We start from the raw sequence: 13,537 nt of genomic DNA, 5'->3' as shown, positions 1-13,537 counted from the left end.
CGTCCGCCAGCATCCCGCCCAGCACCTCGCGGAGGGCGAGCCGCCAGGCGCGCGCGGCGCCGGGGTCGGTGCGGCGCAGCGTCTCGATGTCGGCGGGCAGCTCGACCAGGACCGTCCCGGCGTCGGTGCGCACCGGCTCCGGGCGGCCGTCGCGGTCGCGCAGCGCGTAGGCGGCGGCCCGCCCGGACGGCTCGCTCCTCCCGGACGGCTCGGCCCATGCGGACGGATCGGCCCACGCGGACGGATCGGCACGCCCGGACGGCTCGGTCCGCGAGCGCGTGCCGGGCAGGGGGCGGGTGACGTCCCAGGAGGCGAGCGCGCGGTCGCTCTCGTCGCCGCCGTTGATCGCGTCGGCGATCGCACCGTAGAAGGACGGCAGGTACTCCACCGGCCGCGCGCCGAGTTTGACCAGGTTGAAGTAGGCGTTGCGGCGGATCAGCGGGTCGTAGGTCCAGGTGATGCGGGACAGTCCGCGCTCGCGGGCCCAGTCGCGCTGGTGCAGTTTGAGGGCCAGGCCGATGCCGCGTCCCGCGCCGTGGACGCCGGTCAGGTGGGAGTGCAGGGCCGTGCCGACGGGCGCGGCGAAGAACGCCACGGACGCGCCGACGAGCCGGCCGTCCTGCCGGACTCCGGCGACGTAGTTGCCCGCGTGCGACAGCGCCCGCATGACCTCCGCCGAGACGGGGTCGCCGCCCTCGGCGACGCCCCAGATCTCGCGGACCAGCCGCACCACCTCGTCGAACTCGTCGAGCTCGCGCAGTTCGCGGACCCGCGGTCCGAGCGGGTGCTCCGTGTGGTCAGTCGGCACGTCCGTCCTCCCGGTCAGAGATCACCTCGACGCTATGCGGCCGTCACGGGTGCTCGTGCCTGCGGGAACACAAAACCTCGGCCAAGATCGGCGTCAGGCGGCGGCCGGCGGGCGCGGCGGTCGGGACGAGCTCACCGGGTGGCTGACCGGGGCGCTTCAAGCCGCCGACGGCGGCGTGGGCGACGGTGTCGGGGCCGGCCCGGGGTCCTTGCGCATGGACCACGTCCGGGGGCCGTCGTCCGGAAGCCGGACGACGGCGGTGACGGTGAAGCCGAGGCGTTCGTAGAACGCGACGTTCCGCTCGCTGGAGGTCTCCAGGAACGCGGGGCACCCGGCGCGGGCGGCGGCCTCGATGCCGGGGGCCAGCACGGCGCCGCCGAGTCCTCTCCCCTGCGCTTCGGGCGCGACCGCGACGGTGTTGAGGAACCACGCCGGTTCCCGCGGCCGGTGCGGCTCGAGGGCCTCCTCGGCGGCCTCGAAGGCGGCGGCGCGGTCGCCGGCCAGGTCGCCGATCAGCGGGCCGAGCTCGGCGAAGGCGGGTGAGGGGTCCTGGTCGGGCGTGGTCCACACGGCGACGGCCAGGCCGTCGTCCGCGACCCACGCCCGCCCGTACACCATCCCGATCCGGGTGAGGCACAGCTCCTGGAAGCGCCGGACGCGGTCCAGGTGCCCGTCCGCGGCGACCACGTGCCGGGTGAAGGGGTAGTCGGCGAACGCCCGGGCGAGCGTGTCCACGGCGGCCGGGACGTCGGCGTCCGACAGGGGACGTACGGCCGGAGGGTTGTCATGCTGTGCCATGACCAGTGAAACGATCTTTTTCACCCGTTCGTTCCCTCGCGTCCCCTGGTCGGGCGGGCAGGGAACGTCGCTTGCGCGGTGGCGGTCCCGGGCGCAGAGTGAGTGACGGACCGCGGTGCGCCCCGCGGCGGTCCGCCGTCTCCGTCCGGCCGAGCTCTGGAGCGTCCCATGCGCGGTTCCGCAGCCGAGGGTCCGTTCGTCCTCGATCCGACCGGGACCGACGTGCACGGCGACGCGGCCCGGATCCGGGCGCGGGGCGCCGCGACGCGGGTGCTGCTGCCGGACGGCGTCCCGGCGTGGGCGGTGAGCGACCCTGCCCTGCTGCGGCGGCTGCTGACCGACTCCCGCGTCTCCAAGGACGCCTATCAGCACTGGCCGCCGCTGGCGGGCGGCCAGGTCGGCCCCCGGTGGCCGCTGTTCGCCTGGGTGGCGGTGCGGAACATGTTCACCGCCTACGGCGACGACCACCGGCGGCTGCGGCGGCTCGTGTCCAGCGCGTTCACCGTGCGGCGGACGGCGGCGCTGCGCCCCCGGATAGAAGCGGTCGTCGCCGCGCTGCTGGACGAGGTCGCGGAGGCCGGCGCGGCCGGGCCGGTGGACCTGCGGGAGCGGTTCGCCTACCCGCTCCCGATCCAGGTGATCTGCGAACTGTTCGGGGTGGCGGACGAGGCCGACCGGGAGGAGGTCCGCCGCTGCGTGGACGTCTTCTTCCGGACCACGGCGACGCCGGAGGAGGCCGCCGCCGCGCTCCCCCGCCTGCGGGAGATCCTGCGCGGGCTCGTCGCGGAGAAGCGGGAGCGCCCCGGCGACGACCTGTCGTCCGGCCTGATCGCGGCCCGCGAGGGCGGCTCGCGGCTGTCGGAGGAGGAGATGGTCGACACGCTCGCGCTGTTCCTGAGCGCGGGCCACGAGACGACCGTCAACCTCCTCGACAACGCGATCCACGCCCTGCTGACCCGGCCCGGCCAGCTCGACCTGGTGCGGACGGGCCGCGCGACCTGGGACGACGTGGTCGAGGAGACCCTGCGCGCCGAGTCCCCGGTCGCCAACCTGCCGCTGCGGTTCGCGGTCGAGGACATCGAGCTGGACGGCGGGACGGTGCTGCGCGCGGGCGACGCGATCGTCTGCTGCCTCGCGGCGGCCGGACGCGACCCGGGGCTGCACGGCGCCGACGCCGCCGTCTTCGACGTCACCCGCGCCGACAAGGAGCACCTGGCGTTCGGGTACGGCGTCCACCACTGCCTCGGTGCGCCGCTGGCCCGGCTGGAGGCGGCGATCGCGCTGCCCGCGCTGTTCGCCCGCTTCCCCGGCCTCACGCTGGCCGTGGATCCGGCGGAGCTGCGGCCGCTCGCCTCGTTCATCTCCAACGGCCACCGCGCCCTGCCCGTGCTGGTCGGCCCCGCCGCCTGAGCGCCCGCTATACTTACAGCGTATGATCCGCGGACGCGAGGAGGGCCACCGGCGATGCCGTCCGACCCGGCGCCCGCGAGACGGACGTCCGTGAAACGAACGCCCGGGAAGCCGACGTCCGCCGAGCCCGCGACCGCCGAGTCCACGCACGGCAAGTCCACGCACGGGAAGCCGGCGTCCGGCAAGCGCACGCGCGGGCAGAGCGCGGGGCTGACCCGCGCGGCCATCCTGGAGGCGGCCCTCGCGCTCGCCGACCGGGAGGGCCTGAAGGCCCTGTCCATGCGGCGCATCGGGCAGGAGCTCGGCGTCGAGGCGATGTCGCTCTACCAGCACGTCCGCGGCAAGGACGCGCTGCTGGACGGGCTGGTCGAGCAGCTGTTCGCGCGGGTCGCACCGCCTCCGGACCCGGGCGGCGACTGGCGCGGCTGGCTCCGCGGGTACGCCGGCGCGCTGCTGGACGCCCTGCTGGCCCACCCGCGGGTGGTCCCGCTCGTGGCGACGCGTCCGGCGGTCACCCCGCAGACCGCCCGGCTGATGGAGAGCGCGCTCGGGACGCTGCACGCCGCGGGCTTCGGGCTGGAGCGCGCGCTCGACATGCTTTACGCGGTGACGGGGTTCGTCGTCGGGCACGTCGCCATGCTCGCCGCGGACGAGCGCTCCGGCGGCGCGGCGGACGGCCGGGCGCAGGCGCCGCCCGCCCTCGACCCGCGGGAGGTCCCGCTGTTCGCCGAGGCGCTGCGGTCGTCGCGTCCGGCCGGTTCGGCGGCGCGGTTCGGCTTCGCGCTGGACGCCCTGCTGCGCGGTTTCGAGGCTCCGTCCGCCTCGTCCCCGGCGTCAAGCGCGTCCGGTGCGGAGGGCGCGGAGGGCGCTGGGGGCGCGTCCGCCTCGTCCGGCTGAGCGGGCGGGACGAGGCGGACGGGCCGGCCGGTCAGCGGGGTGCGACCAGCGCGGCCACCAGCGCCCCGACCGCCGAGGCGACGGCGGCGACGACGAAGCCCCGGGTGAAGCCGTCCAGCGTCGTGCCGACCAGGCTGGCGGCGGCGACGCTGGAGACGACGGCCGCGCCGAAGGACGCGCCGAACTCGTGGAACGTGCTGACGATCCCCGACGCGATCCCCGCCTCGTGCGGCGCGACCCGGCCGAGCGCGGTCGCCGAGGCCACCACGAACAGCGCGCCGGTGCCCGCCGCCGCGACGGCCACGCCGACCACGACCGCGACCGGACGCGTCGTCAGCGCCGGCAGCGCCATCCCCGCCGCCGAGACCAGCAGGCCCGCGACCGCCGGGACGCGCGCGCCCCACCGCCCGACGACGCGCCCGGTGAGGTTCGCCCCGGCCATGGTCGCCACCGCCACGGGCAGGAACAGCAGCCCGGTCCGCATGGCGCCGTACCCGCGCGCGTGCTGGAAGTAGAACGTGCCGAGGAAGAACACCGCGATCATCAGCGCCGTCGCCATCCAGATCAGGAAGACGCCGGTGGCGACCGGGCGGCGCGCCAGCAGCCGGACGTCCATCAGCGGCGACCGCGCCCGCCGCTGCCAGCCCGCGAACAGCGCGTACCCGACCACGGCCGCGCCCGCGAACCCGCAGGTCACCGCCGACAGCCAGCCGTGCCCGCCGGCCGCGATCAGCGCGTAGATCAGCGCCGCCGACGACGCCGTCACCAGCACCGCGCCGAGCAGGTCGAGCCCGGGCCGGGCCGGGGACGCGGGCGCGTTCGGCAGCAGCACGGCCAGCGCCACGACGATCGCGAGGCCGATGGGCACGTTGACGAAGAAGACCCACGGCCATCCGGGTCCGGCGGTGAGCACCCCGCCGAGCAGGACGCCGAGGGCCGCTCCCCCGCCGCCGAGCGCGGACCACACGCCCAGCGCGCGGTTGCGCTCGTCCCCGTCGAACAGCCCCACCACCAGCGACAGCGCCGACGGCGACAGCAGCGCCGCGCCGAGGCCCTGCGCGACGCGGCCGGCCACGAGCACGCCGGCCGATCCGGCCAGGCCGGTGACCAGCGACGCGGCGGTGAACAGGACGAGGCCGGCGAGCACGACGCGTTTCGCGCCGAGCAGGTCGGTGATCCGGCCGCCGAGCAGCATCAGGCCGCCGAAGGTGAGGGTGTAGGCGCTGACCGTCCAGGTCAGGGCGGAGCGGCTGAGGCCGAGGTCGGTCTCGATGTGGGGCAGCGCGATCGCCACGACGGTGACGTCCAGGATCAGCATCAGCTGGGCCACGCCGAGGAAGCCCAGGATGCGCCAGCGCGCCGGGTGCGGTTCCACGGCCGGCGCCACGGCGGCAGTGTCCGCCGCGTCCGCAATATCTGCCGTGTCCGCCTTGTCGGCAGGGGCGGCCGGTTCTCGGGTCATCGGATGTCCTTCGGGTCAATAACTCGTACGTTGGCATACGAGTTCTTGCCCGTGACTATAACCCGTACTCAGGCATACGAGCTAAGCTGCTCCGCATGGCTGCTCCCACCAGCGGCAGGCGCCGCGCCGACGCCGAGCGCAACATCGCCCGGATCGTGGCCGCCGCGCGCGCCGAGCTGAGCTCCGACCCGAACGCCACCGTCGACGACATCGCCAGGGCCGCCGGGGTCGGGCGGATGACGCTGTACGGGCACTTCCGCACCCGTCCCGAACTGGTCGAGGCGGCGCTCACCGAGGCGCTGGAGGCGGGGGCGGCGGTGCTGTCGGCCGTCGACCTGGCGGGTGACGCGCGGGCGGCGATGGAGCGGCTGCTGACGTCGAGCTGGGCGCTGGTCGCCGAGTCCTCGGCCCTGCTGGTGGCGGCCGAGGCCGTGCTCCCGGCCGAGCGCATCCGCCGGCTCCACGACGCCCCGGCCGCGCGCATGGCCGACCTCGTCCGCCGGGGCCAGGAGCAGGGCGTCTTCCGCACCGACATGTCGGCCGCCTGGCTGGTGGACGTCGCGCACTTCATCCTGCACGGCGCCGCCGGGCAGGTCCGCACCGGACGGCTGGACGCCGACGACGCCGCCGGACTCGTCACGAGATCGATCCAGTCGGTGCTGGCAGGCTGACCGCCGCTCGTCGCCGCTCGTCGCCGCTCGTTGCGGCGCGGCGTGCCACCGGCGGCTGAGCGGCCGTTCCGCCGCCGGTCTTCCGGGGTTAGGGGATCAGTACCGTCAGCGGGGAAAGTGCGGGCACGGGAAACGCGCCCGCATACTCCGCGCCCCTCCTGATTAGGCGGGAAAAGGTCAACTCTTGGTGCCGGACGTCTTCAGCGGCGGCCGGTCGCCGACGTCGGAATGCGAGTACATTCCCGGCTCGTACTCGTAGAACCCGCCGTGCTCCAGGGAGTCGAGGTGGGAGTCGTCCAGGCGGTGGACGGAGCGGCGGCGGCCCGCCGCGAGGGTGCCGAGCAGGCCCCGGCCGGTGATGAACAGCATGCTCGCCACCGCGAGCGCGCCGATGACCGGCCCGAGCCAGATGCCGAGCCCTCCGCCCAGGTGGGCGCCGATCGCGAGGATGTGCGATTCCATGGCCGATGCCTCCCCCGGTCCGGATTCCCCGTCCGGATTCCCGGTGAATCCAGCGTAGGCCGGTGCGCGGGAAACCCTGGAGACGACCATGGGATCAAAACCGTAAATATAACCATTCATCAGCAGTTTTTCCCTGGGGATGGCCGGAGGGTGACACCCGCCCGGGTGCGGGCGGGGAGGCCCGGGGAACATGGAGGATGAGACAGCCCGCCACCACGTCGTCGTGCAGGGGAATGATGAACAAGCTCTCGCTCACCGCGCTGGTCCGCCAACACCTCGGCCGGGCCCGGGAGGCGTCCAGCGGACGGTCCGCCGAGACCGTCCACGGCGGCCACGAGCGCCGGCTGCGGCAGACGCTCATCGCCCTGCGCGCCGGGTCCCGGCTCGACGACCACGAGAACCCCGGCGAGGCGACCCTGCACGTCCTGCACGGACGGGTCCGCCTGGTCGCCGGCGGGGACTCCTGGGACGGCATCGCCGGCGACCTGCTGGTGATCCCGGACGCGGTGCACTCCCTCGACGCCACGGAGGACTCGGCCGTCCTGCTCACGGTGGTCAAGACGCTGCAGGCCTGACTCCGCCGCGGCCGGAGGCCGCGTCAGTGTCCACTTACCCCGTGGGCTACGGTGGCGCCGAGGACGTCGAGGAGGAGGCGCGAGTGGACTTCGACCTGCCCGAGACCGCCCTGGCCGTGCGGGAGGGCGTCGGCGCGATCGCCCGGAAGTACGACCAGGCGTACTGGGACCGGTGCGACGCGGACAAGCGGTGGCCCGAGGAGGTCTGGCGGGACCTGGTCGCGGGCGGCTGGCACAGCCTGGCCGTCCCGGAGGAGTACGGCGGGGCGGGTCAGGGGCTGCTGGAGCTGGCGGTGGCGCTGGAGACCCTGGCCGACGGCGGTGCGGGCGGCGCGGCGGCGTTCCTGTACCTGCTCACCCCCGCGTTCGGCGGGCTGACCATCGCCCGGCACGGCACCGCCGAGCAGCGCCGCGCCTTCCTGCCCGGCATCGTGTCCGGCGAGCTGGAGACGTGCTTCGCGATCACCGAGCCGGACGCGGGCAGCAACGCGATCGGCATCACGACGCAGGCGCGCCTCGACGGCGACCACTACGTGGTGTCGGGGCAGAAGACCTGGATCTCGGGGCTGGAACGCGCCGACTTCCTCGTGCTGGTCACGCGGACGGTCCCGGCCGCAGAGGCGGAGCCCCGCACGCACGGTTTCACGGTCCTGCTGGTGGACGTGAAGCGGGCGGTCGCGGACGGCAGGCTCACCTACCGGCCGATCCCCAAGTTCGGCACCAACACCGTCGCGTCCAGCCTGGTGTTCCTCGACGACGTGCGGGTGCCGGTGGAGCGGGTGCTCGGCGTCCCGGACGAGGGGTTCGCCGTGCTGTGGGACATCCTGAACCCCGAACGGATCCTCGCGGCGGCGAGCGGGGTCGGCTTCGGCTCGCTGGTGCTGCGGGTGGCCTGCGACTACGCGCACGAACGGGCGCCGTTCGGCCGTCCCATCGGGGCCAACCAGGCGGTCGCGTTCCCGCTGGCCCGGATCAGGGCGCAGGTGGAGCTGGCCCGGCTGATGACCTACAAGGCGGCCTGGCTGTGGGACGCGGGCCGTCCGTGCGGGTCGGAGGCCAACATCGCCAAGCTCACGGCGGCGGACGCGGCGTGGCAGGCGGCCGACCGGGCCTTCCAGACCCACGGCGGGATGGCGTACTCGCTGGAGTACCCGGTGGCGCGGCTGTTCCGGGACGCGCGCATCGCCAAGAACATCCCGGTCGCCGAGGAGCTCATCCTGGCGCACATCGCCCAGCACGAACTGGGGCTGCCCCGCTCCTACTGACCACGGCGTCCGCTTCCCCGCGGCGGGTCGTCGGGTTCCCGGCGGTGGGTCCTCCGTTTCCCGGCCGCGGGTTCCGGGCGGCGGGTCGTCCGGACCGCGTGTTAACGGCGGATTAGGACTGGCCGCCCACACCTGGACCGGGCCGACGGGGCCGGAGAGGCTCCCTGCAACCGGCGCGCCCCCGGCGCCGCGAAACAGGAGGTCAACGGTGTCCACCCCCACCCCAGCCCGTACGCCGTGGCGGGCCGTGTTCGGCGGCTCGATCGGCAATCTCGTCGAGTGGTACGACTGGTTCGTCTACGCCAGCTTCGCCACGTACTTCGCGTCCGCGTTCTTCCCCAAGGGCAACGACACGGCGCAGCTTTTGAACACGGCGGGCATCTTCGCCGTCGGGTTCTTCATGCGCCCGGTCGGCGGCTGGCTGCTCGGCCGGTACGCCGACCGGCGCGGCCGCAAGGCGGCGCTCACCCTGACCGTCACGCTCATGTCCGGCAGCGCGCTGCTCATCGCCATCGCCCCGACGTACGGGGCGGTGGGGTACTTCGGCGCGGTGGTGCTGCTGGTCGCGCGGCTGATGCAGGGGCTGTCGGTCGGCGGCGAGTACGCGGCGAGCTCCACCTACCTCACCGAGGCCACCCCGCCCGGACGGCGCGGGTTCGCCTCCAGCTTCCAGTACGTGTCGATGACGGCGGGGCAGCTGCTCGGCCTCGGGCTGCAGATCGTCATGCAGCGGACCATGAGCGAGGAGGCGCTGAAGTCGTACGGATGGCGCATCCCGTTCGTCGTCGGGGCGGTCGGCGCCGCCGTCATCTTCTACCTGCGGCGCAGGCTGCTGGAGACCGAGGTGTTCGTCGAGGCGTCGGACGCGGCGGACGCGTCGGACGCGTCCGACGGCCGCGGCGCCGCCCGGGCGAAGGAGCGCGGGACCGTCCGCGAACTGCTGCGGCACCGCCGCGAGGCGCTGCTGGTGATCGCGCTGACGGCGGGCGGCACGCTCGCGTACTACACGTACACGACGTACCTGACCAAGTACCTGTCCAACACGGCCGGGCTGCCGAAGAGCACGGCGTCGCTGGTGAGCTTCTGCGCGCTCCTGGTCTTCGCGCTGCTCCAGCCGCTCGCGGGCGCCCTGTCGGACCGGATCGGGCGGCGGCCCCTGCTCATCGCGTTCGGTGTCGCCGGGACGGTCGGGACGGTGCCGCTGATGACCGCGCTCGGCCACGCGTCCGGGTTCTGGCCCGCGTTCGGGCTGATGCTGACCGGCCTGGTCATCGTCACGGGCTACACCTCCATCAACGCGGTGGTGAAGGCCGAGCTGTTCCCCACGCACGTGCGGGCGCTCGGGGTGGCGCTGCCCTACGCCATCGCCAACGCGCTGTTCGGCGGGACCGCCGAGTACGTGGCGCTCTGGTTCAAGAAGGGTGGCGCCGAGTCCGGCTTCTACTGGTACGTCGCGGCATGTGCGGCGCTGTCGCTGGTCGTCTACGTCCGGATGCGCGAGACGCGGGACACGGCGCTGTCCAGCCGGGAGCGGACGGCCGAGGCCGCTCCGGTGCGGGCGTAACCGTCCCGTGCGGGCGAAGCGACCGCCGTGCGGGCGCGGCGGCCCCGGTGCGGGCGTGGCGCGCGGGCGCCTAACCTGACCGCCATGCGGGTTCTGCTGGTCGAGGACGACCTCCGCCTGGCCGCCGCCCTGGCCACCCACCTGCGGCGCGGCGGCTACGAGGTGACGCACGCCCGGACCGCCGCCGACGGCGTCCGGCTGGCGGCGGACGCCGACTTCGTCCTGCTCGATCTGGGCCTGCCCGACGCCGACGGGCTGAAGGCGCTGGAGCGGGTGCGGCGGGGTTCGGACGTGCCGCTGATCGTGGTGACGGCCCGCGCGGGCGACGTGCTGAAGGGGCTGCACCGGGGCGCGGACGACTACCTGGTCAAGCCCGTCCGCCCGGACGAGCTGCTGGCGCGGATGCGGGCGGTGGTGCGGCGCAGCGCGCGGCCCGCGCGGGTGCGGCGCGCGGTCGCCGGGGACGTGGTGGTCGACCTGGCGGCGCGGCGCGTGACCGTCGCGGGCCGGGACGTCCCGCTGACGCGCCGGGAGTTCGACGTGCTGGCGGTGCTGGCGGCCCGTCCGGGCGAGGTGTGCGCGCGGGACGAGATCCTGCTGGCGCTGTGGGGCGACACGTCGCTGTCGGCGTCGCGAGCCCTCAACGTGCACGTCCGCAACATCCGGAGCAAGACCGGCCGGAACGGCCTGATCGTCACGCTGGTCGGCACCGGTTACCGGCTCGGGGACGACCCGTCGTGAGGACCCGCCTGGTCGCCGTCCTGACCACGCTGGTCGTGCTGGTCGTCGCGGGGCTGGCGGTGCCGCTGGGCGGCGCGTACGCCACGCACCGGACCGGCCGCCTGCTGCTGGACCGGCCGCTGGGCGGCGCGTACGCCACGCACCGGACCGGCCGCCTGCTGCTGGACCGGCGGGCCGACGCGACCCGGTTCGCCGAGCTCGCCGACCTGGCCGCGCGCACCGGCGACCGCGGTTCGCTTCAGCCGGAGATCGCCCGCTACGCCTCGCTGTACGGTGCGTCCGTATGGATCCGTGACCGGGACGGAAGAGTCGTCGCGCAGGCAGGCCCCGCGACCGGCCCGGATACGACAGCCCCGCCCGCCGCCTCCGACAGGACCGGCGCGGACCAAGCAGACCCCGCCGATTCCGCAGGCCGCGCGGGCGGCGGGGGGCAGGCGGAGGCGACGGGGCTGGCGTTGTCGGGGCGGACGACCGACGCGCTGCCCGCGCTCACCCCCTTCGGGCCCCGGCACGTGCTGATCGCCGAGCCGTCCGGCCGGGACGCGCAGATCTCGGGCGCGGTACTGCTGCTCGCGCCGACCTCGCACGCCCGCGCGGACATCGCGCGCGTGTGGAGCGCGCTGCTGCTGGCCGCGCTGGCCGTGCTGGCGTGCTCGGTGCTGGTGGCGCGCGGGCTGGCGCGCTGGATCCTGCGGCCGGTGACCGAGCTGGACGAGGCGACCCGGCGGATCACCGAGGGCGACCTCGGCACCCGCACCGCCGCGACCGTCGGGCCGCCGGAGCTGCGGCGGCTGGAGCAGCGGTTCAACGCGATGGCCGAGGCGGTCGACCAGGCGGTCCGGCGGCAGCGGGAGTTCGCCGCGAACGCCTCGCACGAGCTGCGCAACCCGCTCGCCGCGCTGATGTTCCGGCTGGAGAACCTGCGCCCGTACCTGGACCCGGCGGGCGAGCGGGAGTTCGAGGAGACCGGCGCCGAGCTGAACCGGCTCGCCGGGACCGTCACCGACCTGCTGGAGCTGGCGCGCACCGAGGCGGGCGCGCAGGGCGGGGCGGGCGCGGCGGTCGCGCGCGACCTGGACGTCGCGGCCGAGCTCCGGCCGAGGCTGGAGTCCTGGCGGGAGGTGTTCGACGCGCTGGGGATCGGGTTCGCGGTGCGGCTGCCGGAGCGGCTGACGGCCCGGGCCGTCCCGGACGCGCTGCCGCGCATCGCCGACATCCTGCTGGACAACGCGCACAAGTTCGTCCCCGAGGGCGGAACGGTCACCGTGACGCTGGACGCCGCCGGGCCGGTGCTGCGGGTCGCCGACGACGGGCTCGGCCTCACCGGGCCGGAGCGCGCGCGTGCCCTGGAACGGCACTGGCGGGCGCCCGCGCACGCGGACCTGCCCGGCAGCGGCCTGGGGCTGCCGATCGCCGCCGCGCTCGCCGAGGCGTCCGGCGGGCGGCTCGTGCTGCTCGCGAACCGTCCGCGCGGACTGGCGGTGGAGGTGCGCCTCGGGGCCGGTCAGCCGAAGACGGACCGGTAGTAGCGGACCGCGCCCGGGTGCAGCGGCACCGCTCCGGTGCCGATCGCGAACCGGCGGTCGAGCCGTCCGCCCGGCGCCTCGGGCGCCTGCAGGCGGTCGCGGCTGCTGAACAGGCGCTCGGTGACGTGGAAGGCGACCCGCTCCGGCAGGGTCGTCCGGCACATCAGGTAGCTGGCCGTGCCCGCCGTCTGGACCGGGCCGCTCTCGCCGTACGCCCTGGCCGGGACGGTCGCGGGCTCGTAGACGGGTCCGTAGGCGCGGCGCAGCCGGGCGACGAGCGGCTCGTCCAGCGGGACGAGCCGGACCGGGACGCGCCGGGCCAGTCCGGCGAGCGCGGGCGTCGGCACGCCGCCCGACCAGAACGCGGCCGCGATCCCGCCCGACACCAGCGCCTGGATCGACCGGTCCAGCCCGTACCGGACGGGCCGCGCCGGACGGGACAGGCTCGCCACGGCGAGCACGCGTTCGGCCGTGACGGCGGTGCCCGATCCGTCCGCGCCGAGCGAGACGGGCCGTCCGGCGAGGTCGGTGACGCGCCGCACCGGGGAGTCGGCGCGCACGACCAGGTGGACGTGGTTCATGTACATGCGGGCGAGCGCGGCGGCCGGCAGGTGCTCGCCCCGGACGGCGCGGTCGGCGCTGTCGGCGAGCGCGAACGCGAGGTCGGCGCGACCGTCGGCGAGCATCGCGAGGTTCTGGACGCTGGCGTTGGTCGGCAGCACGCTCGTCCGGAACCCGCCGCGCCGCAACTCGGCCGCGAACCGGTCCCCCAGCGCCTGGTAGGGACCGCCCTTCTCCCCGGTCGCCAGCCGCAGCAGGACGGGTTCGCCTCCGGCCGCGGCCAGGGCGTCGTCGCCGCCCGCCGCGAGCACGGCGGCGGCGGCCAGGAAGAGGCGGCGTTTCATGGCGGCACCGTACTCCGGCCGCCGCCCGTCTCCGAACGCCGTCTCCCCAGGTAAGGAGGTTCGCACCCGGGCGTCCGCGCGCGGACGCGCGCGCTCGGCGGCCGGGTTCCCTCTCAGGCGGGGTGTAATGCCGGAAGGGAGCCGGCCATGAGGGGGATGCCGGAAAGGAGCTGGTTTTGCGACATCCCACATCGAACCGCTTCGAGGACCTGTACGCGGAGAACCGGGCCAGAGTGCTCGGCTACGCGTTGCGGCGGACCGAGGACCCCCAGGACGCCGCGGACGTGGTCGCCGAGACCTTCCTCGTCGCGTGGCGGCGGCTGGACGACGTCCCGCCGGGGGACGAGGCCCGGCTGTGGCTGTACGGCGTGGCCCGCCGGGTGCTGGCCGGGCAGCGCCGGGGCGAGCGCCGCCGGACCGCGCTCGGCGCGCGGCTGCGGTCGGAGCTGGCCG

General features: G+C 75.2%; 14 protein-coding genes. 9 read left to right on the top strand and 5 right to left on the bottom strand.

From position 1 onward, the window contains the following. On the bottom strand, nucleotides 1-808 hold an 808-nt coding region (locus DZF91_RS14620; RefSeq protein WP_235834294.1), incomplete at its 3' end, for a hypothetical protein. A 156-nt stretch (nucleotides 809-964) separates the two neighbouring features. Next, a complete protein-coding gene (locus tag DZF91_RS14615; protein WP_117358014.1) occupies nucleotides 965-1,606 on the bottom strand; it encodes a GNAT family N-acetyltransferase in 642 nt (213 codons plus the stop codon). Nucleotides 1,607-1,774: 168 nt separating this feature from the next. Here DZF91_RS14615 and DZF91_RS14610 point away from each other — a divergent pair, with 168 nt between their 5' ends. Both DZF91_RS14610 and DZF91_RS14605 read left to right on the top strand, forming a co-directional pair. Then, nucleotides 1,775-3,016: a cytochrome P450 family protein gene (locus DZF91_RS14610; RefSeq protein ID WP_117358013.1), complete on the top strand. Its 1,242-nt coding sequence runs from the start codon at nucleotides 1,775-1,777 to the stop codon at nucleotides 3,014-3,016. Between the two features lie 90 nt (nucleotides 3,017-3,106). Next, the gene (locus DZF91_RS14605; protein ID WP_235834293.1) at nucleotides 3,107-3,913 is read left to right on the top strand and encodes a TetR/AcrR family transcriptional regulator; all 807 of its coding nucleotides are present in this window, start codon (nucleotides 3,107-3,109) and stop codon (nucleotides 3,911-3,913) included. A 31-nt stretch (nucleotides 3,914-3,944) separates the two neighbouring features. Here the strand turns inward: DZF91_RS14605 and DZF91_RS14600 are convergent, their stop codons facing one another. Next, complete coding sequence (locus DZF91_RS14600) at nucleotides 3,945-5,300, bottom strand: MFS transporter (RefSeq protein WP_235834292.1); 1,356 nt, start codon at nucleotides 5,298-5,300, stop codon at nucleotides 3,945-3,947. Nucleotides 5,301-5,470: 170 nt separating this feature from the next. Here DZF91_RS14600 and DZF91_RS14595 point away from each other — a divergent pair, with 170 nt between their 5' ends. Continuing rightward, a complete protein-coding gene (locus tag DZF91_RS14595) occupies nucleotides 5,471-6,046 on the top strand; it encodes a TetR/AcrR family transcriptional regulator (RefSeq protein WP_117358010.1) in 576 nt (191 codons plus the stop codon). A gap of 177 nt (nucleotides 6,047-6,223) precedes the next feature. Here DZF91_RS14595 and DZF91_RS14590 read toward each other — a convergent pair whose 3' ends face one another. After that, nucleotides 6,224-6,508, bottom strand: coding sequence for a hypothetical protein (locus DZF91_RS14590; RefSeq protein ID WP_117358009.1), 285 nt, complete (start codon nucleotides 6,506-6,508; stop codon nucleotides 6,224-6,226). Nucleotides 6,509-6,705: 197 nt separating this feature from the next. On the opposite strand from DZF91_RS14590, the gene DZF91_RS14585 reads away from it, so the two are divergent. The 5 genes from DZF91_RS14585 (at nucleotide 6,706) to DZF91_RS14565 (ending at nucleotide 12,179) form a co-directional block, all read left to right on the top strand. Beyond that, nucleotides 6,706-7,083 carry a cupin domain-containing protein gene (locus DZF91_RS14585; protein ID WP_456236647.1) on the top strand — a complete coding sequence of 126 codons (378 nt, stop codon included), beginning with the start codon at nucleotides 6,706-6,708 and terminating at the stop codon, nucleotides 7,081-7,083. 41 nt (nucleotides 7,084-7,124) lie between these two features. Further along, on the top strand, nucleotides 7,125-8,348 hold the full coding sequence (locus tag DZF91_RS14580) for an acyl-CoA dehydrogenase family protein (protein ID WP_235834291.1): 1,224 nt from the start codon (nucleotides 7,125-7,127) through the stop codon (nucleotides 8,346-8,348). A gap of 208 nt (nucleotides 8,349-8,556) precedes the next feature. Then, complete coding sequence (locus tag DZF91_RS14575) at nucleotides 8,557-9,912, top strand: MFS transporter (RefSeq protein WP_117358008.1); 1,356 nt, start codon at nucleotides 8,557-8,559, stop codon at nucleotides 9,910-9,912. Between the two features lie 84 nt (nucleotides 9,913-9,996). Continuing rightward, nucleotides 9,997-10,653: a response regulator transcription factor gene (locus DZF91_RS14570; RefSeq protein WP_117358007.1), complete on the top strand. Its 657-nt coding sequence runs from the start codon at nucleotides 9,997-9,999 to the stop codon at nucleotides 10,651-10,653. Then, nucleotides 10,650-12,179: a sensor histidine kinase gene (locus DZF91_RS14565; RefSeq protein ID WP_117358006.1), complete on the top strand. Its 1,530-nt coding sequence runs from the start codon at nucleotides 10,650-10,652 to the stop codon at nucleotides 12,177-12,179. Before DZF91_RS14570 ends, DZF91_RS14565 begins: the two co-directional genes overlap by 4 nt. On the opposite strand, the gene DZF91_RS14560 is transcribed toward DZF91_RS14565, so the two are convergent. Next, nucleotides 12,158-13,084, bottom strand: coding sequence for a TAXI family TRAP transporter solute-binding subunit (locus tag DZF91_RS14560; RefSeq protein ID WP_117358005.1), 927 nt, complete (start codon nucleotides 13,082-13,084; stop codon nucleotides 12,158-12,160). The two genes, DZF91_RS14565 and DZF91_RS14560, sit on opposite strands and share 22 nt — an antisense overlap. Nucleotides 13,085-13,260: 176 nt before the next feature. On the opposite strand from DZF91_RS14560, the gene DZF91_RS14555 reads away from it, so the two are divergent. Further along, a partial coding sequence (locus DZF91_RS14555; protein WP_268915943.1) for an RNA polymerase sigma factor occupies nucleotides 13,261-13,537 on the top strand: 277 nt, incomplete at its 3' end.

Source organism: Actinomadura logoneensis, assembly GCF_003428695.1.
In the GTDB taxonomy this organism is placed as follows: domain Bacteria; phylum Actinomycetota; class Actinomycetes; order Streptosporangiales; family Streptosporangiaceae; genus Spirillospora; species Spirillospora logoneensis.
Note: the sequence above shows the minus strand (reverse complement) of the source record. Positions and strands in the feature narration are given on the sequence as shown.

Bases quoted from the DNA above. Each gene is read 5' to 3' on its own strand.
- DZF91_RS14615 (WP_117358014.1), bottom strand. From the start codon at position 1,606: ATGGCACAGCATGACAACCCTCCGGCCGTACGTCCCCTGTCGGACGCC.
- DZF91_RS14610 (WP_117358013.1), top strand. From the start codon at position 1,775: ATGCGCGGTTCCGCAGCCGAGGGTCCGTTCGTCCTCGATCCGACCGGG.
- DZF91_RS14595 (WP_117358010.1), top strand. From the start codon at position 5,471: ATGGCTGCTCCCACCAGCGGCAGGCGCCGCGCCGACGCCGAGCGCAAC.
- DZF91_RS14590 (WP_117358009.1), bottom strand. From the start codon at position 6,508: ATGGAATCGCACATCCTCGCGATCGGCGCCCACCTGGGCGGAGGGCTC.
- DZF91_RS14585 (WP_456236647.1), top strand. From the start codon at position 6,706: ATGAGACAGCCCGCCACCACGTCGTCGTGCAGGGGAATGATGAACAAG.
- DZF91_RS14570 (WP_117358007.1), top strand. From the start codon at position 9,997: ATGCGGGTTCTGCTGGTCGAGGACGACCTCCGCCTGGCCGCCGCCCTG.
- DZF91_RS14560 (WP_117358005.1), bottom strand. From the start codon at position 13,084: ATGAAACGCCGCCTCTTCCTGGCCGCCGCCGCCGTGCTCGCGGCGGGC.